The organism is Massilia sp. 01N410, assembly GCF_056399665.1.
Genome location: NZ_JBFTRV010000007.1, coordinates 16,229 through 34,998, shown reverse-complemented (window position 1 = coordinate 34,998; position 18,770 = coordinate 16,229). Strand labels below are relative to the sequence as shown.

General features: G+C 69.3%; 14 protein-coding genes. 4 read left to right on the top strand and 10 right to left on the bottom strand.

The window, feature by feature from the left end; all coding sequences use genetic code 11:
* The first annotated feature begins 37 nt into the window (after nucleotides 1-37).
* A complete protein-coding gene (locus AC1DOP_RS11420; protein ID WP_477251190.1) occupies nucleotides 38-1,144 on the top strand; it encodes a hybrid sensor histidine kinase/response regulator in 1,107 nt (368 codons plus the stop codon).
* A 14-nt stretch (nucleotides 1,145-1,158) separates the two neighbouring features.
* Here the strand turns inward: AC1DOP_RS11420 and AC1DOP_RS11415 are convergent, their stop codons facing one another.
* From AC1DOP_RS11415 to prsT, 3 genes are all read right to left on the bottom strand, one after another.
* Nucleotides 1,159-1,542, bottom strand: a complete 384-nt coding sequence (locus AC1DOP_RS11415; RefSeq protein WP_477251188.1) for a nuclear transport factor 2 family protein — start codon at nucleotides 1,540-1,542, stop codon at nucleotides 1,159-1,161.
* Between the two features lie 25 nt (nucleotides 1,543-1,567).
* Nucleotides 1,568-2,425, bottom strand: a complete 858-nt coding sequence (locus AC1DOP_RS11410) for a protein phosphatase 2C domain-containing protein (protein WP_477251186.1) — start codon at nucleotides 2,423-2,425, stop codon at nucleotides 1,568-1,570.
* Between the two features lie 145 nt (nucleotides 2,426-2,570).
* Nucleotides 2,571-5,363, bottom strand: a complete 2,793-nt coding sequence (prsT, locus tag AC1DOP_RS11405) for an XrtA/PEP-CTERM system TPR-repeat protein PrsT (protein WP_477251184.1) — start codon at nucleotides 5,361-5,363, stop codon at nucleotides 2,571-2,573.
* Between the two features lie 229 nt (nucleotides 5,364-5,592).
* Here prsT and AC1DOP_RS11400 point away from each other — a divergent pair, with 229 nt between their 5' ends.
* Nucleotides 5,593-6,387, top strand: a complete 795-nt coding sequence (locus AC1DOP_RS11400) for a hypothetical protein (protein ID WP_477251182.1) — start codon at nucleotides 5,593-5,595, stop codon at nucleotides 6,385-6,387.
* On the opposite strand, the gene AC1DOP_RS11395 is transcribed toward AC1DOP_RS11400, so the two are convergent.
* Nucleotides 6,374-7,267 (bottom strand): LysR family transcriptional regulator, encoded by an 894-nt coding sequence (locus tag AC1DOP_RS11395; RefSeq protein ID WP_477251180.1) that lies wholly within the window; start codon nucleotides 7,265-7,267, stop codon nucleotides 6,374-6,376. The two genes, AC1DOP_RS11400 and AC1DOP_RS11395, sit on opposite strands and share 14 nt — an antisense overlap.
* Nucleotides 7,268-7,370: 103 nt before the next feature.
* Here AC1DOP_RS11395 and AC1DOP_RS11390 point away from each other — a divergent pair, with 103 nt between their 5' ends.
* On the top strand, nucleotides 7,371-8,366 hold the full coding sequence (locus tag AC1DOP_RS11390) for an NAD-dependent epimerase/dehydratase family protein (RefSeq protein ID WP_477251178.1): 996 nt from the start codon (nucleotides 7,371-7,373) through the stop codon (nucleotides 8,364-8,366).
* Nucleotides 8,367-8,371: 5 nt separating this feature from the next.
* On the opposite strand, the gene AC1DOP_RS11385 is transcribed toward AC1DOP_RS11390, so the two are convergent.
* The 4 genes from AC1DOP_RS11385 to paoA form a co-directional block, all read right to left on the bottom strand.
* Entirely contained in the window at nucleotides 8,372-8,818 is a 447-nt protein-coding gene (locus AC1DOP_RS11385) for a hypothetical protein (RefSeq protein ID WP_477251176.1), read from the bottom strand.
* A gap of 106 nt (nucleotides 8,819-8,924) precedes the next feature.
* Entirely contained in the window at nucleotides 8,925-11,126 is a 2,202-nt protein-coding gene (gene paoC, locus AC1DOP_RS11380) for an aldehyde oxidoreductase molybdenum-binding subunit PaoC (protein WP_477251174.1), read from the bottom strand.
* 3 nt (nucleotides 11,127-11,129) lie between these two features.
* Nucleotides 11,130-12,083 carry an FAD binding domain-containing protein gene (locus AC1DOP_RS11375; protein WP_477251172.1) on the bottom strand — a complete coding sequence of 318 codons (954 nt, stop codon included), beginning with the start codon at nucleotides 12,081-12,083 and terminating at the stop codon, nucleotides 11,130-11,132.
* Nucleotides 12,080-12,760, bottom strand: a complete 681-nt coding sequence (gene paoA, locus AC1DOP_RS11370) for an aldehyde dehydrogenase iron-sulfur subunit PaoA (protein WP_477251170.1) — start codon at nucleotides 12,758-12,760, stop codon at nucleotides 12,080-12,082. The genes AC1DOP_RS11375 and paoA overlap by 4 nt, the downstream gene beginning before the upstream one ends.
* A 236-nt stretch (nucleotides 12,761-12,996) precedes the next feature.
* On the opposite strand from paoA, the gene AC1DOP_RS11365 reads away from it, so the two are divergent.
* A complete protein-coding gene (locus AC1DOP_RS11365) occupies nucleotides 12,997-15,840 on the top strand; it encodes a PAS domain-containing hybrid sensor histidine kinase/response regulator (RefSeq protein WP_477251168.1) in 2,844 nt (947 codons plus the stop codon).
* Here the strand turns inward: AC1DOP_RS11365 and AC1DOP_RS11360 are convergent.
* Both AC1DOP_RS11360 and AC1DOP_RS11355 read right to left on the bottom strand, forming a co-directional pair.
* Nucleotides 15,837-16,163, bottom strand: coding sequence for a DUF5710 domain-containing protein (locus tag AC1DOP_RS11360; RefSeq protein WP_477251166.1), 327 nt, complete (start codon nucleotides 16,161-16,163; stop codon nucleotides 15,837-15,839). The two genes, AC1DOP_RS11365 and AC1DOP_RS11360, sit on opposite strands and share 4 nt — an antisense overlap.
* A gap of 36 nt (nucleotides 16,164-16,199) precedes the next feature.
* Nucleotides 16,200-18,767, bottom strand: coding sequence for a response regulator (locus AC1DOP_RS11355; protein ID WP_477251163.1), 2,568 nt, complete (start codon nucleotides 18,765-18,767; stop codon nucleotides 16,200-16,202).
* Nucleotides 18,768-18,770: the final 3 nt, after the last annotated feature.

The window sequence follows — 18,770 nt, the reverse complement described above, 5'->3', positions numbered from 1 at the left end:
GCATTTCTTTTAACGCGTCGGCGCCTCATCGACGCGAGTGCCGGAGCGACGATGGGCAGCCCACGAGCTGCGCAATCCACTGGCGCCGATCAGCGCCGCCGCCCAGGTGCTGCGCATCGCCCCCGCCGATCCGGCCAAGGTACGCAACTTCGCCGAGGTGATCGGGCGCCAGGTCAACCACATGACCTCACTGGTGAACGACTTGCTGGACGTCTCGCGGGTCACCCGTGGCATGGTGCAGTACGAAAAAGCGGAAATCGACCTGCGCAGCGCGATCCTGAGCGCGGCCGAACAGGCGAATCCGCTGATCGAAGCGCGCCGCCACGACCTGTCGCTGGCGCTCGGCGCGGACGGCGCCCCGGTGCTGGTGCTCGGCGACCGCGCGCGCCTGATCCAGGTGTTCGCCAACCTGCTGGCCAACGCCGCCAAGTACACGGCGGCCGGCGGCCGCATCGGCGTGACGCTCGATGTGAGCGGCGGCCACGCGCGGGTCCTGGTGAGCGACAACGGCAGCGGCATCGACGCGGCCCTGCTGCCGCAGGTGTTCGACCTGTTCACCCAGGGCACGCGTACGCCCGACCGCGCCCAGGGCGGCCTCGGCCTGGGCCTGGCGCTGGCGCGCACCATCGTGCTGGCCCACGGCGGCCGGATCCACGCCCACAGCGGCGGCCCGGGCCAGGGCAGCTGCTTCACTGTCGAAGTGCCGCTGGCGGCCAGCGCCGCCGCCGGCCACGACGGCGGCGAGGATGGCGCGGCGTCGGCCGCCGGCGCACCGCTGTCGCTGATGCTGGTGGACGACAACGTCGATGCCGTCACCATGCTGGCCGCCCTGCTGGCGGCCGCGGGCCACCGGGTCGAGAGCTTCAGCGATCCCCGCAGCGCGCTGGCGGCGGCGCCGGCGGCCGCCCCGGACGCCTTCATCCTCGACATCGGCATGCCGGGCATGGACGGTTACGAGCTGGCGCGGCGCCTGCGCGCCCAGCCGGGCTGCAGCGGCGCCCTTTATGTCGCCCTGACCGGCTACGGCCAGCAGGGCGACCGCGAACTCTCGCGCGAGGCCGGCTTCGACCACCATTTCGTCAAGCCGGTGGACGCCGGCCGGCTGCTGGCGGTACTGCGCCAGCGCGCGCCGCGCACCGGCTAGCGCAACCCGGCGGGTCAGCTGCGGTCGACGATCCTGGCGATGCCGGACGCGCCGAAGGCGAACTCGGAGCGGCCCTTCATTTCGAGCAGGGTGCCGGCGGGCGGACCGCCGGGAACGTCGGCCGCCAGCCGGCCGCGCCAGGCGATCTCCACCACCAGCAGCTCGCCCACGCGCACCATGCCGGTCACGCGCTGCTCGCGTTCCGAAAACAGCCCTTTCGACTGCTCGGCGAGCTGGCGGAAGGCCGCGATGCCGCTGCTCTCGGCGGTGAGCTGGCCGCCCGAAAAATTCTCGAAGCGGATGCCGGGCTCGAGCTGGGCCAGCATGGCCTCGATGTCGAAGGCGTTATATGCCGCCAGGTAGCGTTCGATCAGTTCCTGCTGCCCTGCTTCACTCATGGCTTCCTCCTCGTTGAAAAGACGATCAGCAACGCCAGGCCACGGCCGAGGCGTCGTCGGCCTGCTTGACCGCCAGCCCGGTGCCGGCGCCGCCGCTACGCTCGTGGGCACGCAACTCGGCCAGCAGCGTCTCGAGGCCGTCGCGCGCGCAGGCGCGGGCCAGGCCGGCGTCGGTGTACAGCGCATAGGTGTCGGACAGGCGGTAGAAACCGTCGGTCATGGCCAGCAGCATGGACCCCGGTTCGGCGCGCAGCGCATGGCGGCGCGCGGCAAACGGTCCGGCGGGTTCCAGGCACAGTCCGGGCGGCTGCAAGGCCGTGTTCTGTTCCTCGCGGCGGCGCCTGAGCATGGGCAGCAGGCGCTCGCGCCGCGCCGCCGGGTCCTGCACGCCTTCGCGCGCCAGCGCGGCGACGGCATCCTGGACCACCGCCTCCTGCGGGTTCACATAGGGATCGAGGTCCTGCACGCCGCCGTCCGGGCGCAACAGCAGGGTCTTGCAGTCGCCCAGGCAGTAGAGGATCAGTTCGGAGGCGCCGCGTCCCGGCATGATGCGGATCCAGGTCATGGCCGCGATCGGCCAGGCATACACCGGCACCGCCACGCCGTCGGTACGCGCATGAAATTCGGCGCGGACCTCGTCCAGCGCCGCGCGCACCACCTGCTCCTGCGACCCGCGCCCCGTCAACGCCCTGCCGAAGGCCGCGCCGAAGCGGCGCACGAACCAGGCGACGTCGCCGTTCTCACTGTCGATATAGTCTTGCTGCGCCACCGAACTGGCGCCGTCCAGCACCACGATATCGGTCACCTCGTCCCGCTCGAATACCGCCACATGATCCTCGTTGCCATGGCCGTCGGCCGCCGAGGACACTGATGTCCACCTCATCCATCTCTCCACCGGATACATTGCCTCAACTATAACTCAGCCGCCCAGCACGGTCACCACCGCCCGGCGGCGGTGATGTCGCGGGTGCCGCGTCCGGCGGTCTTGAATTCGAGGGTGGTTTGCCAGGTCATGGGGCCTCCGGTCGTCAGTCGCGCCGCAGCGCCGCCAGCAGCCCGCGCACCTGCGCGGCCTGGGCGAAGCGCATGTCGCCGGCCGCCAGCGCTTCCAGCTCCTTGCGCGCGCCGGCACGGTCGCCGGTCTTCGCCAGGGCCGCCGCCAGATGGTAGCGGACGTCGCGGGCCTTCGGCGCAAGCAGGTGGGCCTTGCGCAGCAGCGCCAGGCCGCGCTCACGCTCCGCGCTGCCGGCGCCGTTCTCGACCAGGATCCAGGCCAGGGTGTCCATCACGTCCGGCTGTTCGCCGGCGCGCAGGTAGGCCGCTTCGGCGGTGGCCTGGGCGCGGGTGTCGCCCAGTTCCTGGTAGGCCAGCGCCAGGTTGTTGAGGACGACCGGGTTGTCCGGCTGGCGCTTCAGCACCGCCTCCAGCTGGCCGGCCGCCTGCCGGAACTCGCCCGCGGCCATCAGGGTCTGGGCCTTGTAGGCCAGCGCGCGCACGTCGTCCGGGTGGGCCGCCAGCCAGCGTTCGAGTCGGCCGCCGGCTTCCGGGACGCGGCCGGACTGGCGCAGCGCATCGTCGATCTTGATCGCCAGCTCGGTGCCCGGCTTGAGCTGGAAGGCGCGTTCGTACAGCGCCAGCGCCTCGGCAGACTGGCGCTTGGACATCAGGATGTCGCCCTGCAGCTGGTAGCCGGCCGCGGCTTCCGGATGGCGGCGCTGGAGCTGGTCGGCGACCAGCAGCGCAAGGTCGCGCGAGCCCTTGCGCACATAGATTTCGGCCAGCGCGACCTGGGCCGACGGAAAGTCGGGCTGGATCGCCAGCACACCCTTCAGCGCGTCCTCGGCCTGCGCCGGCAGGTTCTGCACCAGCGACAGGGCCGCCACCTGCATCAGCGCCTGGGCCGAACGCGGCAGCGCCAAGGACAGCTTGCGGTAGGTCTCCAGCGCCTCGCTTCGTTCGCCGTTCGCGAGCTGGCTCTTGCCCAGCAGGTCGAGCAGGTCGGGATTGTCCGGGTGTCCGACCTGAAGCGTGCGCGCCAGGTTCAGTGCCTTCTCCTGGCGGCCGGTACGCAGGTACTGGCCGATCAGGTTGACGGCCGGGCCGACCGCGTTGGGGTCGACGGCGGCGGCCTGCTCCAGCCAGCGCGTCGCCTCGTCCTGCCTGCCGGTGGCGTCGGCCAGCGAGGCGAGCATGGTCAGCGCCGGCACGCTGGCCGGGTTCCTGGCCTGGAAGTCGAGCATGAGGGTGCGCGCCAGGCCGGGGTGCTTCTCGTCCAGCGCCAGCTGGGCCAGGTCGGCCGCGGCCGCAAAATATGCCGGGTCGAGAACCAGCGCGCGCTGCAGCGAGGCGCGCGCCGCGCCGGGGTCATGGCGGGCGATCGCCACCAATCCCTTGAGTTCCTGGACGACCGGTTCGTTCGGCTTCACCCTTTCGAGGGCCTGCACCGCCTGGCCGGCGGCGTCGAACTGGCGCAGCCGCAGTTCGGTGCGGATCAGGGTCACCGCCGCGTCGAGCGAGGCGCGGTCCAGCTCGACCGCGGCCTGCAGCTCGCGCAGGGCGCGCGCGGTGTCGCCTTTCTCCAGCCTGGACAGGCCGAGCGAGGTGCGCAGGCTGCTCGAACCCGGATCGAGTTCGCTCGCCTTCTCGAACATGTCGGCGGCCCTGGCGAAGTCGCGCGCACGCATCGACGATTCGCCGGCCAGCGCCAGCAGCTGGGCGTCGCCGAAGCCGCTGGCCTGGGGCGTGAGCAGCATCGGTTCCAGCGCTTCGCGCGCTTCCTGGCTATGGCCGCTGCCGAGCAGGCTCGATGCCAGCATCTTGCGCGCGTACAGATTGTCGGGATTGCGCTCCAGGTAGTGGCGGAAGTGGTGCTCGGCCAGGTAGTAGGAGCCGAGCCGGTAATTCACGACGCCGGCCAGCAGCACGCTGGGCATGTGTTCCGGCGCGACCCGCAACACCTTCAGCAGCGCATCGTGGGCGGCCTGCGTGCGCCCCCGCGAATAGTCGAGCAGACCCTGGGTATAGGCCACCAGCACGCTGCCCGGCGCCAGCTTGAGCGCGGCGTCCAGCTCGGCCTGGGCCATGTCGTAGCGTCCCAGGCCGATGGCGGTATAGGCCTTCTCGACGTGGGCCGAACGATGCTGGGGCTGCAGCTTCAACACCTGGTCGTAGATGTCGAGCGCCCGCCGCCCCTGGTCCCCGGCGCGCAACAGCTCGGCCTTGAACATCAGGGCGTCGATCTGCGCGGGTTCGCGCGCCAGGATGCGTTCGGCCCAGGCACCGGCGCCGTCCGGATCGCCGTTCAGGTAGGCCAGCCGGCCCATGCCGATCATGGCGGCGGCATCGAAGGGCCGCGCCTGCAGCGCCCTTTCGTAGAGCGCTCGCGCACGATCCTGCTTGTCGAGGGCCAGCCAGGCGTCGGCGCGCGCCGCCAGCAGCCCGCCGGCGGCGTCACCGTCCTTGCCGGTGTCGTCCAGCGCCTTCTGGAATTCGGCCTGCAGCGTGAGCGACTTCGCCAGCAGCGCCAGCGCCGCCTCCTTGGCATAGCCCAGGTTCAAGGCCTGGCGCGCCTCCTTCTCCGCCGTCATGCCGTCGCCCGTCTCGAGATAGGTGGCGGCAAGCAGGTAGCGGGTCTCGGCGTTGCCGGGTTCCGCCGCCACTGCGTTCTTCAGCGTGATCACTGCGCTGCGCTGGTCGCCGTGCTGGCGGAACTGCCTGGCCCTGGCGCGCAGCTCGGCGCCCGACTCGCTCTGGCAGGCGGCCAGCAGGATGGGCAGCACCAAGGTGCACAGCAGTCTGGAAGTGCTGAGGAAAGCAGGCATCGTCGACACCGTTCGAGATCAAAAACGTATTGTCGCGGTGCCATCAACGGGCAGGCAAGAAAAATTTCCTAATCGAACTCCTTTCAGCGAGGCGCTGGTGACGGGAAGTTTTACAGTTGCGTAGATCGCACAAACCGACCCAAAGTTAAATGCCTGATTTACAATGCATGTTTATTTGTGGCATGATTTCTGCTTAAAAAATAGTGACAACAAGACCACTGGGGGATCCGTGAAAAGCCTGCTCAAGCTCGTCCTCGGCGCTATCGCGCTCGCCGCTGCCATGAACGCCCACGCCGGCGGCATCAGCGATACCGGCGTCAACGCCTATTGGGGATCGGACAGCCACGGCTACGGCGACGTCATCGGCGGCAGCACCTACGACATCCAGGGCGCCACTATTTCCCGGGTGGGGAATGTGCTGACCATCGCGATCGCGACCAGCTTCGCCGGCCACGCCGGCATGGACTCGAACATCGTCCCCGGCGGCATCGGCTACGGCGACCTGTTCCTGGCCCAGACCTGGAACCCCTACGGCAGCGACGCCAACCACGTCAATGACAACGACAATAACGGCACCCTGTGGTCCTACGGCTTCGCGCTGGACGACCGCTTCAGCAACAGCGGCGGGAGCTTCAAGCTGTACCAGTTGAACGGCAAGACCAACGACGCCAACGTGCTCGACTCCGACTACTTCATGAACTGCTACCGGGGCAGCAACTGCGTCTACCGCAACGGCCAGGCGACCGCCGTCAACACCAAGAGCAACCCGAACGTGTCCTACACCGGCATGACCGGCAACTGGACCGTGACCGCGAACAAGGAACTCAAGTTCACCATCACCCTCGCCTCCTCGTCCGACCTGCTGAAGTACTCCTCGCTGGCCATGCACTGGGGCGAGACCTGCCAGAACGACGTCATCGAAGGCCAGGTCAGCCTGGTGCCGCTACCAGGCGCGCTGCCGCTGACAGGCCTCGGCCTGCTGATGCTCGGCCTGTCGCGCCGGCGCCGTTTCAAGCGCCCCTGACATAGTCCAGCAGGCCCTCGGCCAGGGCGTCGAAGGCGGCCTTGCAGCGTGGACTGCCGCGCAAATCCTCGTGCATCGCCACCCAGGTGTCCAGCGGCAGCGCCAGCGCGTCCGGCAACAGCCGCACCAGCGAGGGAGTACGCCTCGCCAGCGGCGCCTGGCAGACGCCGATGCCGGCCCCGGCCCGGATCAGCGCCAGCTGGGCCAGGTCGCTGTCGGTGCGCAGCGAGAACAGCTCGCGCCCGATGCCGGGCAGCCGCGCGAGCGCCTGCCGCACGAAGGGCGTCATCCGGTCGAAGCCGATCACCGTATGGCCGGCAAGATCGTCCAGGTTTAACGGGCTGCCGTGCCGCGCCAGGTAGGCAGGACTGGCGTGCAGACCCAGCTCGATCGTGCCGATGCGCCGCGCCACCAGCTGGTCCTGGTGCGGCGGCGCCATGCGGATGGCGATGTCGGCTTCGCGCTGCAGCAGGTCCTGCATCTCGTTGGACAACACCAGCTCCACCTTCAGCGCCGGAAAGCGCTCGCGCAAGGCGCCGAGGATCGGCGGCAGCACCTCGACACCGATCACTTCGCTGGCCGTCACCCGCACCACGCCGCGTACGCCGTCGCCGAAGCCGGCCGCCGCCCGCTCCAGCGCGGCGGCCGTGCTCTGCATCGCTTCGGCATGCGGGCGCAGGGCCTGGGCGGCGTCGGTTGCCAGCAACCCGGTCTGCGAGCGGGTGAACAGGACCAGGCCGAGCGCCGCCTCGAGCGCCGCGATGTGACGGCCCACGGTCGGCTGCGCCACGCCCAGCAGGCGCGCGGCGCCGGACAGCGAGCCGGTACGCAACACGCCGAGGAAGGAGCGGTACAGCTCCCATTCGATGGTCGGAGTCATGCATAAATGTATACCGGATATGCCATCTCATGCAATTCCATTTATCCCGGCGATCGCGCACACTGTGCCGCATCTTCAAGCGAACGGCACGACGGGAGGGCATATGGAAGGCGGAAAGACGGCATTGGTACTGGGGGCTGGCGGCGGCATCGGCGGAGAAGCGGCGCGCCAGCTGCGCGCGGAAGGCTGGACGGTCAAGGCGCTGAAACGCGGCCTGGCCCGGGAAGGGCGCGGCGCCGATGGCCTGGACTGGATCGGTGGCGATGCGCTAAAGGCGGCGGACGTGTTGCGCGCTGCGGCCGGCTGCGCCGTCATCGTCCATGCCGTCAATCCGCCCGGCTACCGCGACTGGGACAAGCTGGTGCTGCCCATGCTGGCGAATACGATCGCCGCGGCGCAAGCCGGCGGCGCGCTGGTCGTGCTCCCGGGGACGGTCTACAACTACGGTGAAGACGCGTTTCCGCTGCTGACGGAAGACGCGCCCCAGCACCCGGCCACGCGCAAGGGCGCGATCCGGGTGCGGATGGAGGCGGAACTGCGCGATTTCTGCGCCCGCGGCGGACGGGCGCTGGTGCTGCGCGCCGGCGATTACTTCGGACCATGCGCCGGCAACAACTGGTTCGCGCAAGGCATGGTCTCAGCCGGCCGCCCCGTCACCCGCATCCTGAATCCGGCGCGGTTCGGCGCAGGCCACCAGTGGGCCTACCTGCCGGATGTGGCCGCGGCGATGGTGGAACTGATCGGCCGGCGTGAACGCCTTGAATCCTTCGCGTCCTTCCACATGGGCGGGCATTGGGATGAAGACGGCACCGGCATGGCGCAGGCAGTGGTGCGCGCGGTCGTGCGCGCGGGAGGAAGGCCGCCGCGCATCGCCGCATTCCCGTGGTGGCTGGCGCATATCGCCGCGCCCTTCCACGCCACCATGCGCGAGCTGCTGGAGATGCGCTACCTGTGGCAACAGCCGGTCAGGATGGACAATGCGAAGCTGCTGGCGGTGCTTGGCAAGGAAGCGCACACGCCGCTGGACCAGGCGGTGGAGGCGACGCTGGCGGGACTGGGCTGCCTGCCGGCGCCGCCACTGGCCGAACGTCCCGCCTGATCGGCTTACTGGAGCAGGCGCGGCGCCGCCGACTTGCGGAATTCCGCCAGGTGGGAGGACGGGATCAGGTTGATCTCGGCCGAGTGGAAATGCTCGCACAGCGGCCGCACGGCGCCGCCTTCCGGCTTCCAGCAGGCGGCCTGCTCGCCGTCTTCGTAGATGTCGACGGTCCAGCCGGAGCCGCCGATGGATTGCACGATGCCGCTCACGCCCGACTCGTAGCCGGCCGGCAGGTCGAAGGCGATCCGCAGCACGGTGGCATCCGGCAGGCGCGGATACGGCGTCGTGTAGAAATCGTAGAGTTCGGCCACCGGCCAGAACAGGGCCAGCACCTGCTGCAGCACGGTCTGGGAATTCGCGCTGCCACGTCCGGTGACGACGATGCGCACGCCCAGGCGCAGCCATTCGTCGCCCGCCGCTTCGGGACGTTCCAGGGTTTCGACTGTCAGCATGGCATTCGGGCTCCGGTAGGTTGACGCTCGTCATACTACTACCGCTACCCCTAAAGAAGCTCTCCAAAAATCACAGGATCGCGATTCTCCCTTCTGCCGGTTGCAGCTACGCCACGGAAGGCAATTTCGGCAACAGCTTGTCGAGGGTGACAGGATAATCACGTACCCGCACCCCGGTGGCGTTGTAGATCGCATTGGCGACCGCCGCGCCGACCCCGCAGATCCCCAGTTCGCCCACGCCCTTGGCCTTCATCGGCGAGGAAACCGGATCGGTCTCGTCGAGGAAGACGACTTCCTGGTGCGGGATGTCGGCATGCACCGGCACCTCGTACATGGCGAGGTCGTGGTTGATGAAACAACCGATGCGCTGGTCGACCACCAGTTCTTCCATCAGGGCCGCGCCCACGCCCATCGTCATCGCACCGATCACCTGGCTGCGCGCCGACTTCGGATTCAGGATGCGGCCGGCCGCGCACACGGCCAGCATGCGCCGCACCCGCGTCTCGCCGGTGACGGCGTCGACCCCGACCTCGACAAAGTGGGCGCCGAAGGTGGATTGCTGGTATTTCTTGTCGAGCTCACCATACTCCATCTTGTCCTCGCCATTCAGCTCGCCGCCCTCGGCCGCCTGGCGCAGCGGGAAGCGTTTTCCGCCGGCCGACACCATGCCGTCGGCAAATTCGGCGCTGGCCGGATCCAGCCCCAGCTTCTGCGCCACCAGCTCGCGTAGGCGCACGCAGGCCGCGTAGACGCCGGCGGTCGAGCTGTTGCCGCCCCACTGCCCGCCCGAACCGGCGGACACCGGGTAGTTCGAGTCGCCCAGCCGCACCACCACCTGCTCCAGCGGAAGGCCCATCATCTCGGCCGCGGTCTGGGCGATGATGGTGTAGCTGCCGGTGCCGATGTCGGTCATGTCGGTTTCCACGGTCACCTGGCCGTCGCGCTCCAGGCGCACCCGCGCCGCCGAGCGCATCACCAGGTTGTTGCGGAAGGCCGCGGCCATGCCATGGCCGACCAGCCAGCGGCCGTCGCGCACCTGGCCCGGCACCGGATTGCGCTTGTTCCAGCCGAAGCGTTCGGCGCCCTGGCGCAGGCAGTCGACCAGCCGGCGCTGCGAGAATTTGCGCTCGCGCTTTTCCGGATCGACGCCGGTGTCGTTGATGATCCTGAAGGTCACCGGATCCATCTTCAGCTTTTCCGCCATCTCGTCGATCGCGATCTCGAGCGCCATCATGCCCGGCGCCTCGCCCGGCGCGCGCATCGCGTTCGCTTCCGGCAGGTCCAGGGTCGCCAGGCGCAAGGCGGTGTAGCGGTTCGGGCCCGCATACAGCAGGCGGGTCTGCTGCACCGCGGTTTCCGGCTTCCCGTCCGGCAGGTCGCCCGACCAGCTCTCGTGGGCGATGGCCGTGATGCGCCCTTCGCGCGTGCAGCCGATGCGGATGCGCTGGATGGTGGCCGGCCGGTGGGTCGTATTGTTGAACATGATGGCGCGCTGCAGGGTCACCTTCACCGGCCGCTTCGCCGCCTTCGCGCCGAGCGCCGCCAGCAGGGCTTCGGAACGCAGGAACAGCTTGCCGCCGAAGCCACCGCCCACGTAGGGCGAGACCAGGTGCACGTTCTCCTCGGCGATGCCGAGGGTCCTGGCCATGTCCTTCATGCCCCAGTTGACCATCTGGTTCGAGGTGAAGATGGTCAGCTTGTCGCCTTCCCATTTCGCGATCGAGGCATGCGGCTCCATCATCGCGTGCGACTGGTCGGGGGTGGTGTAGATGGCGTCCAGCTTGACCGGGGCCGCGGCCCAGGCGCCCTTGAAGTCGCCGGTGCGGGTCTCGGGCTTGTCTTCCTTCTTTGCGAGGCCGGCGCCGTCCTTGGCCCTGGCCAGGTCGTACTCGCCCTTGGTCTTCGCATACTCGACCTTCACCAGGGCGGCGGCGGCGCGCGCCTGCTCGAAGGTCTCGGCCACCACCAGCGCCACCGCCTGGTGGTAGTGCTCGATCTGCGGCCCGCCCAGCAGGACCGCGGTGTTGAACTTGCCCTTGCCCAGCTTGCCGGCATTCTCTGCCGTGACGATGGCGATCACGCCCGGGGCGCGCTTCGCCGCCGACAGGTCCATGGCCACGATGCGGCCCTTGGCGATGCCGGCGCCCACCACATAGCCGTAGGCGGCATCCGGAATCGCCTTGTTCTGTTCATAGGCATAGGGCGCGGTGCCGGTCGTCTTCAGCGGACCGTCGATACGGTCGGTCGGGCGGCCGACCACCTTCAGGCGGTCGATCGGATTGGTCCCGGCTGGCGTCGTGAATTTCATGCTTCATGCCCTCCTTGCTTCGAGCAGGACCCCGTCGATCGTGCGCAGCACGAGGGGCACCTTGAATGCGTTGTCCTGGGTGGTGCGGGCGCCGGCCAGCAGCTGCTCCGCCACCGCCCTGCCGCCGCGCGCCAGCTGCTGTTCGGCGCCGGGGATGCGCCAGGGCTTGTGGGCGACGCCGCCCAGCGCCACCCTGCCGCTGCCGTCCGCCTGCACCACCGCCGCCACCGATACCAGCGCGAAAGCGTAGGAGGAGCGGTCGCGCACCTTCTGGTAGAAATGGCGCCCGCCCAGCGGCTTCGGCAAGGTCACCGCCGTGATCAGCTCTCCCGGCGCCAGGACGTGCTCGAGGTGCGGCGTGTCGCCCGGCAGCCGGTGGAAGTCGGCGATCGGGATCACGCGCCTGGCGCCGTCCGCGCGCACCGTCTCGACCTGCGCATCCAGCAGCCGCATCGCCACCGCCATATCGCTCGGATGGGTGGCGATGCAGGCTTCGCTGGTGCCGACGATGGCGTGGTGGCGGTTGAAGCCGCCGATCGCCGAGCAACCGCTGCCGGGATGGCGCTTGTTGCAGGGCTGGGCGGTATCGTAGAAATAGGGACAGCGGGTGCGCTGCAGCAGGTTGCCGGCAGTGGTCGCCTTGTTGCGCAACTGCGGGGAGGCGCCGGCCAGCAGGGCCCGCGACAGCACGGCGTAGTCGCGCCGCACGCGCGGATCGGCCGCCAGGTCGGTGTTGCGCACCAGGGCGCCGACCCGCAGGCCGCCGTCGCCGGTCGGCTCGATGCGGTCCATGCCGGCGCCGTTCACGTCGATCAGGTGGACCGGCGTCTCGATCTCCAGCTTCATCAGGTCGAGCAGGTTGGTGCCGCCGGCGATGAAGCGCGCCCCTTGCGCCGCGGCGGCCGCCTGCGCGGCCTCCACCGGAGTGCCAACGCGCTGGTAGGTGAAGGCTCTCATGCTTTGGCTCCCACGCCGGCGACTTCCGAAATCGCCTCGATGATGTTGGAGTAGGCGCCGCAGCGGCAGATATTCCCGCTCATGCGCTCGCGCATCTCCATCGGCGAAAGCAGCGGGCGGGCGTCCAGGTCGGCCGTGACGTGGCTCGGAATGCCCTGCCTCACCTCGTCCAGCATCGCCGTGGCCGAGCAGATCTGGCCGGGCGTGCAATAGCCGCACTGGTAGCCGTCGTGCTTCACGAAAGCCGCCTGCAGCGGATGCAGCTGGCCCGGCCTGCCCAGTCCCTCGATCGTGACGATCTCGGCGCCCTCGTGCATCAGCGCCAGGCTGAGGCAGGAATTGATGCGTCGGCCGTCGGCGATCACGGTGCAGGCGCCGCACTGGCCCTGGTCGCAGCCCTTCTTGGTGCCGGTCAGCTGCAGGTGTTCGCGCAGCAGGTCGAGCAAGGTGGTGCGCGTATCGACTTCCTTCTCGTAGCGCTGGCCGTTGACGCGCAGCGCCACTCTGGACAGCACCGGCGCCGGGGTCGATGCCTCGGTCGCCTTCGCCACCGCCGGCGCCTGGGCAGCGGCGCCGGCCGGCAGCGCCGCCGCGGTGGCCGACAGCGCCCCCGCGATCAGCAGTTCGCGCCGCCCGCTATCGATGCCGGCGCCCTCGATCCTGAAATGTTCGTTCATGCCTGCTTCCTTTCCGGAGATTCGCGTCGCCATCTTAAGTCGATTCCCGCCCTGCACCGCACACTGTTCGGCCTGGACGAATTTGCACCAGATCGATGCAAGCCGAATCGCTGCATTTCCTGAAGCAAGTCGTGCCCTGAAGCATCACCAACTCCAGGCTCGCGGCCGAGGCGTGCGGGCGGCGCCAGCAATACTTCGGTACAATCCTTCGTTTGACCCGACCGGATCCGCCCACGATGAACCACCGCGATGCTTTCCTCGCCAACGGCGGCAACGCCGGTGCGCGCACCCTTGCACGCGACTGGAACGCCCATCCGCTCGGACCGCTAGACGGCTGGCCGGCCTCGCTGCGCATGTCGCTGGGCATGGTGCTGGGCTCCTCCTTCCCGACCTTCCTGGCCTGGGGCGAGGAGCTGTTCGTCTTCCACAACGACGCCTATGCGCCCATGCTGGGCAACAAGGTCGAGGGCGCGATCGGCACTCCGCTGCCAAGGCTGTGGTCCGAAGTCTGGGACACCATGGCCCCGCTGGCGCGCCGCGTACTGGAAGGCGAGGCCCTGTTCTTCGAGAACTTCAAGCTGACGGTGGGGCGCAATGGCTACCCGGAACAGGCCTGGTTCACCTTCTCCTACAGCCCCCTGCGGGACGACAGCGGCGTGGTGCGCGGCCTGCTGTGCACCGTGGTCGAAGTCACCGACAAGGTCCTGGCTCTGGCGCGCCACAAGGAAGCCGAGGAACGCTACGCCCTGTGTATCGAGGCGTCCGGCAATATCGGCACCTGGGCGTATGAACTCGATACCGGCGCCACCTTCGTCGACGAGCAATTCGCGCGCCTGTTCCAGGTCGATGCGGCGCTGGCGCGCGCCGGCACCGAGCTCGAACGCTTCACCGACATGATCCATCCGGACGACCGCCCGCGCGTGGTCGCCGCGATCCAGCACGCGATCGCCACCGATACACCGTACAACATCGACTACCGCATCCCGCAGCTGTCGCGGCCGGATGCCTGGGTCAACGCGCGCGGCAAGGTCTTCCACGACCTCGTCACCGGCAAGCGCCGCTTCGCCGGTGTCGCCGTCGACATCACCGAACGCAAGAACGCCGAACTGGCGCGCGACGAGAGCGAGCGGGTCGCCTCGAAGGCGCTGCTGCGCGAGCTGGAAAACCGGCGCCGCCTGGACGTGCTGCTGGACGCGGCCCCGGTCGGCATCGTCTACGTCGACGCGGCCGGCGACCTGATGGCGGCTAACGCCACCAACCGCGAGATCTGGGGCAGCCATCCGGCGCCCGGCGAGACCGAGGGTTACGAAGAGTGGAAAGGCTGGTGGCCGGCCGGCGATCCGCGTGCCGGCCAACGCATCCGCGCCGACGAATGGCCGATTTCGCGCGTGCTGCGCGGCGAAGATGTCAGCGGCGGCATCGCCGAGATCGAACCTTTCGGCGCACCCGGCACCCGGCGCACGATCCTGATCCGCACCGCCGCCATCCGTAACGAACGCAACGAGATCGTCGGCGCGGTGGCCGCCAACCTCGACATCACGGCGCGGATCGCGGCCGAGCGCGCGATGAAGGACAGCGAAGCCCGCTTCCGTTCGATCGCCGACCTGATCCCGCAGCTGGTCTGGTCGGCCGACGCCAGCGGCACCAACGACTACCTGAACATGCGCTGGCGCGAGTTCACCGGCATGCCGGAGGAAGAGCTGGGCGGCCATGGCTGGGGCAAGATCGTCCATCCCGACGACCTGCCCGGCCTGCGCGAGGCCTGGGCCCTCAGCCTAGCGGCGGGTACGCCCTACGAGGTCGAGCATCGCCTCTACCACCACAGCGGCGAATGGCGCTGGGTGCTGAACCGCGCCCTGCCCGTCACCGGCGAGGACGGCGCCATCGTGCGCTGGATGGGCGCCCTGGCCGACATCCACGACAAGAAGCGCAACGAGGAAGAACTGAAGGCGGCGGCGCGCCGCAAGGACGAATTCCTGGCGATGCTGGCGCACGAGCTGCGCAACCCGCTGGCGCCGATCAGCAGCGCCGCCCAGCTGCTGGTGCGCGCCGCCGCCGACGAGAAGCGGGTACGCCAGTCGAGCGGGATCATCATCCGCCAGGTGCGCCACCTGACCGGGCTGGTGGACGACCTGCTGGACGTCTCGCGCGTGACGCGCGGCCTGGTCGAGCTGCAGCACGAACGGGTCGACCTGAAGGCGGTCGTGGCCAGCGCGGTCGAGCAGGCGCGCCCGCTGATCGAAGCGCGCCGCCATCGCCTCGACCAGGCCATGGACGCCGCCCCGGCCTGGGTCGACGGCGACCGCATCCGCCTGGTGCAGGTGGTGGCGAACCTGCTCAACAACGCCGCCAAGTACACGCCCCAGGGCGGCGCGATCGCGCTGTCTCTGGAAACCGGCGACAGCAGCGTGGCGATCTCGGTACGCGACAACGGCATCGGCATCGGGCCCGAGCTCCTGCCCCAGGTGTTCGAGCTGTTCACCCAGGCCGAACGCACGCCGGACCGCGCCCAGGGCGGACTGGGCCTGGGCCTGGCGCTGGTGAAGAGCCTGGTGGGCCTGCACGGCGGCAGCGTCGAGGCCGACAGCGCCGGCGCCGGCCAGGGCAGCACCTTCCGCATCGTGCTGCCGCTGGCGCGGTCCGGGCACCATCCGGCGGCCCGGGACGCCGTCCCGGCAGCGTCCGAGCAGCTGGCCGGCCTGTCGATCCTGATCGTCGACGACAACCTCGATGCCGCTCAGTCGCTGGCCGAGATCCTGCACGCCCTCGGCCACAAGGTCGCGGTCGCGCACGAACCCCAGCTCGCGCTGGCGCTGGCGGAACAGGACTGGCCCCAGGTCTTCATCCTCGACATCGGCCTGCCGGACATCGACGGTTATGCGCTGGCGCGCCGTCTGCGCGCGATGGCGGAACAAAGGCCGCACGAGCGCCGTGCGGTGTACCTGGCGCTGACCGGCTACGGCCAGGCCCACGACAAGGTGCTGTCGAAAGCGGCCGGTTTCGACCGCCATTTCGTCAAGCCGGTCGACCTCGAGGCCCTGCTGAGGGCACTGGCGGAAGCGCCCGCGGCGAAAACCTAGCGCGGCGCCAGCGCCTTGAGCGCCTTCAGCACGTCTTCGCGCACGGCGGTCCAGCCCTTTTCCGCCAGCAGCGGCGCGCAATGGGCGCAGGGCTCGAAGGGATTGCAGGCGTGGTCGATCTCGATATAGCGGGTGCCGGTCACCAGCTTGGCGGCGCGGGCATCGCGGTCGGAAGGGGGCTCGCCCTCCTTCGGCATCCAGCGCGCGAAAGCGTCGAGGGCGACGCCGGGCGGCACGTACCAGCGCTTGCGGCTGGGATTCCAGCGTGCGCCGAGTTCGCGGGCCTGGTCTTTCTCCGCGTAGGGAACATTCAGAAACGTCATGCCGCCATCATACCATCCGCGCCGCCAGGCCGGGCCTCAGCCCAGCCGCTCCAGCACGCCCTCCAGGTCTTCCAGGCGATAGGGCTTGGCAACGATCCAGAACGGGAAACCGACCTCGTCGCGGTCCGGCGCGCCGTAGCCGGACGCGAACGCCACCCGCAGCGCCGGCTGGCGCTCCACCGCGATCCGCGCCAGCTCGACCCCGGACGCGCCGGCCAGGTCGATGTCGGTGAACAGCAGGTCGAAGCGGCTTTCCTCCAGCAGGCCGGTGGCCGCGCCGAAGGTGCCGGCGCCCTCGACGTCGTGGCCGAGGGCATCGAACAGGCTGCAGGTGGTCCGCATCAGGTCCGGATTGTCTTCCGCCACCAGGATGCGGCGCCGCGCCGCGGACGGCGTCGTACTGCCGGGTTCCGGCGCCGCCGGGATGCTGCGGTTGGCCAGCAGGTGGCGTACCTTGCGCGCCAGCTGCTCGCGGCCATAGGGTTTGGACAGCAGCTCGACACCGGGGTCCAGGCGGCCGCCGTGCACGATCGCGTTCTGCGTATAGCCGGAGGTGAACAGCACCGCCAGGCCGGGCAGCAAGTCCTTGGCCTGGCGCGCCAGCTCGGGGCTGCGCAGCGGGCCCGGCATGACGACGTCGGTGAACAGCAGGTCGATCGGCATGCCGCTCTTGACGATGGACAGCGCGGCCGTGGCATTGTCGGCCTTCAGCACGCGGTAGCCCAGGCTGCCCAGCATCTCGACCACGGTGCGCTGCACCGCCTGATCGTCCTCGACCACCAGCACGGTTTCGCTGCCGCCTTCCACCGGGCCGCCAGTCAAGCGGGTGACCGTGTTCTCGGCCTCGAAGCTGCGCGGGAAGTACATCTTCACCGTGGTGCCTTCAGCGGGCTCGCTGTAGATCTTGAAGTGGCCGCCAGTCTGCTTGACGAAGCCGTAGGCCATCGACAGGCCGAGGCCGGTGCCGACCCCTTCCGGCTTGGTCGTGAAGAAAGGTTCGCAGGCGCGATCCAGCACCTCGCGCTCCATGCCGCTGCCGGTATCGGATACCGCAATCATCACGTACTGGCCGGGCGTCATGTCCGGCTCGGCCGCCACGTAGGAATCATCGAGCAGGGCGTTGCCGAGCTCGATGGTGAGGCGGCCGCCGCCCGGCATGGCGTCGCGCGCATTGATCGCCAGGTTGAGGATCACGTTCTCGAGCTGATTGGGGTCGACCACCGTGTTCCACAGGCCGCCGCCGCGCACGGTCTCGATCTGGATGGTCTCGCCCAGCGCGCGCCGCAGCAGGTCGTCCATGCCGCCGACGATGCGGCCCGGATTCACCACCACCGGCTGCAGCGGCTGGCGGCGCGCAAAGGCCAGCAGCTGCGAAGACAGCTTGCCGCCCCGCTCCACGGCCTGCAGGGCGGAGCCCAGCAACTGCTGGCCTTCGCCATCCGGCAGGCGGCGCTGCAGCAGTTCGAGGTTGCCGCCGACCACCTGAAGGATATTGTTGAAGTCGTGGGCCACGCCGCCGGTCAGCTTGCCGATCGCCTCCAGCTTTTGCGAGCGCTGCAGCGCATGCTGGGCCGCCGACAGCTCCTCGGTGCGGGCGCTGACCAGGGATTCGAGTTCCAACTGGTGCCGGGCCAGCTCGTCCTGCGCCAGCTTCTGCTCGGTGACGTCGCTGCCCTGCACGAAGATGCCGATCACGGCGCCCATCGGATCCAGCACCGGCTGGTAGATGAAGTCCAGGTGGCGGGTGGCGCTGGTGCCGTCCGGACCGCTGTCCAGCGCCACCGGCACGGCGCGGCCGATGAAGGGCTTGCCGCTCCGGTAGACCTGGTCGAGCAGGTCCGTAAAACCCTGGGCCACGACTTCCGGCAGGGCCGCGCGAATGGTCTTGCCGATCAGTTCGCGGCCGCCGGTGAGGGTGCGGTAGGCGGCGTTCGCCAGTTCGTACACATGCTGGGGTCCACGCAGCACGCAGATGAAGCCGGGCGCCTGTTCGAACAGGCGCTGCAGGTGCATCTTGTCGCCCTGCAGCTCGTTGGCCAGCTTGAGGGCGGCATGGGCCTCGGCCAGGGCCGCGGTGCGCTGCTCCACCATGCGCTCGAGTTCTTCCTGCTTGCGGCGCAAGCCTTCCTCGGCCAGCACCCGCTCGGTCACGTCGTTCCCCTGCGAGAAGATGCCGACCACGCTGCCGCCGTCGTCGACGATGGGCTGGTAGACGAAGTCGATGTAGCGCAGGGTCGCCTCGCCGCCGCCGGCGGGAATCACGCCCAGCGGCAGCGCGGTGCCGACGAAGGCCTGGCCGCTGGCGAACACCTGGTCGAGCAGCTCGAAGAACTGCTGGCCCTCGAGTTCCGGCAGCGCTACCCTGACCGGCTTGCCGATGATGTCCTTGAAGCCGGCCAGTCGGTGATGGGCATGGTTCTGCAGCTCGTACACATGCTCCGGCCCGCGGAAGAAGCAGACGAAGCCGGGTGCCTGCTCGAACAGGCGCAACAGCTCGCGGTAGGGGCGGCTGATCTTGGCCTGTTCGAGCGCGGATTCGGTGGCGAGGGCGGGCGGGTGCTGGGCGATGGTGTTGACGGGCTGGCTGGTCGGCGAAGGGCTCATGTC

Bases quoted from the DNA above. Each gene is read 5' to 3' on its own strand.
- AC1DOP_RS11415 (WP_477251188.1), bottom strand. From the start codon at position 1,542: ATGAGTGAAGCAGGGCAGCAGGAACTGATCGAACGCTACCTGGCGGCA.
- AC1DOP_RS11410 (WP_477251186.1), bottom strand. From the start codon at position 2,425: ATGAGGTGGACATCAGTGTCCTCGGCGGCCGACGGCCATGGCAACGAG.
- prsT (WP_477251184.1), bottom strand. From the start codon at position 5,363: ATGCCTGCTTTCCTCAGCACTTCCAGACTGCTGTGCACCTTGGTGCTG.
- AC1DOP_RS11395 (WP_477251180.1), bottom strand. From the start codon at position 7,267: ATGACTCCGACCATCGAATGGGAGCTGTACCGCTCCTTCCTCGGCGTG.
- AC1DOP_RS11390 (WP_477251178.1), top strand. From the start codon at position 7,371: ATGGAAGGCGGAAAGACGGCATTGGTACTGGGGGCTGGCGGCGGCATC.
- AC1DOP_RS11385 (WP_477251176.1), bottom strand. From the start codon at position 8,818: ATGCTGACAGTCGAAACCCTGGAACGTCCCGAAGCGGCGGGCGACGAA.
- paoC (WP_477251174.1), bottom strand. From the start codon at position 11,126: ATGAAATTCACGACGCCAGCCGGGACCAATCCGATCGACCGCCTGAAG.
- AC1DOP_RS11375 (WP_477251172.1), bottom strand. From the start codon at position 12,083: ATGAGAGCCTTCACCTACCAGCGCGTTGGCACTCCGGTGGAGGCCGCG.
- paoA (WP_477251170.1), bottom strand. From the start codon at position 12,760: ATGAACGAACATTTCAGGATCGAGGGCGCCGGCATCGATAGCGGGCGG.
- AC1DOP_RS11365 (WP_477251168.1), top strand. From the start codon at position 12,997: ATGAACCACCGCGATGCTTTCCTCGCCAACGGCGGCAACGCCGGTGCG.
- AC1DOP_RS11360 (WP_477251166.1), bottom strand. From the start codon at position 16,163: ATGACGTTTCTGAATGTTCCCTACGCGGAGAAAGACCAGGCCCGCGAA.
- AC1DOP_RS11355 (WP_477251163.1), bottom strand. From the start codon at position 18,767: ATGAGCCCTTCGCCGACCAGCCAGCCCGTCAACACCATCGCCCAGCAC.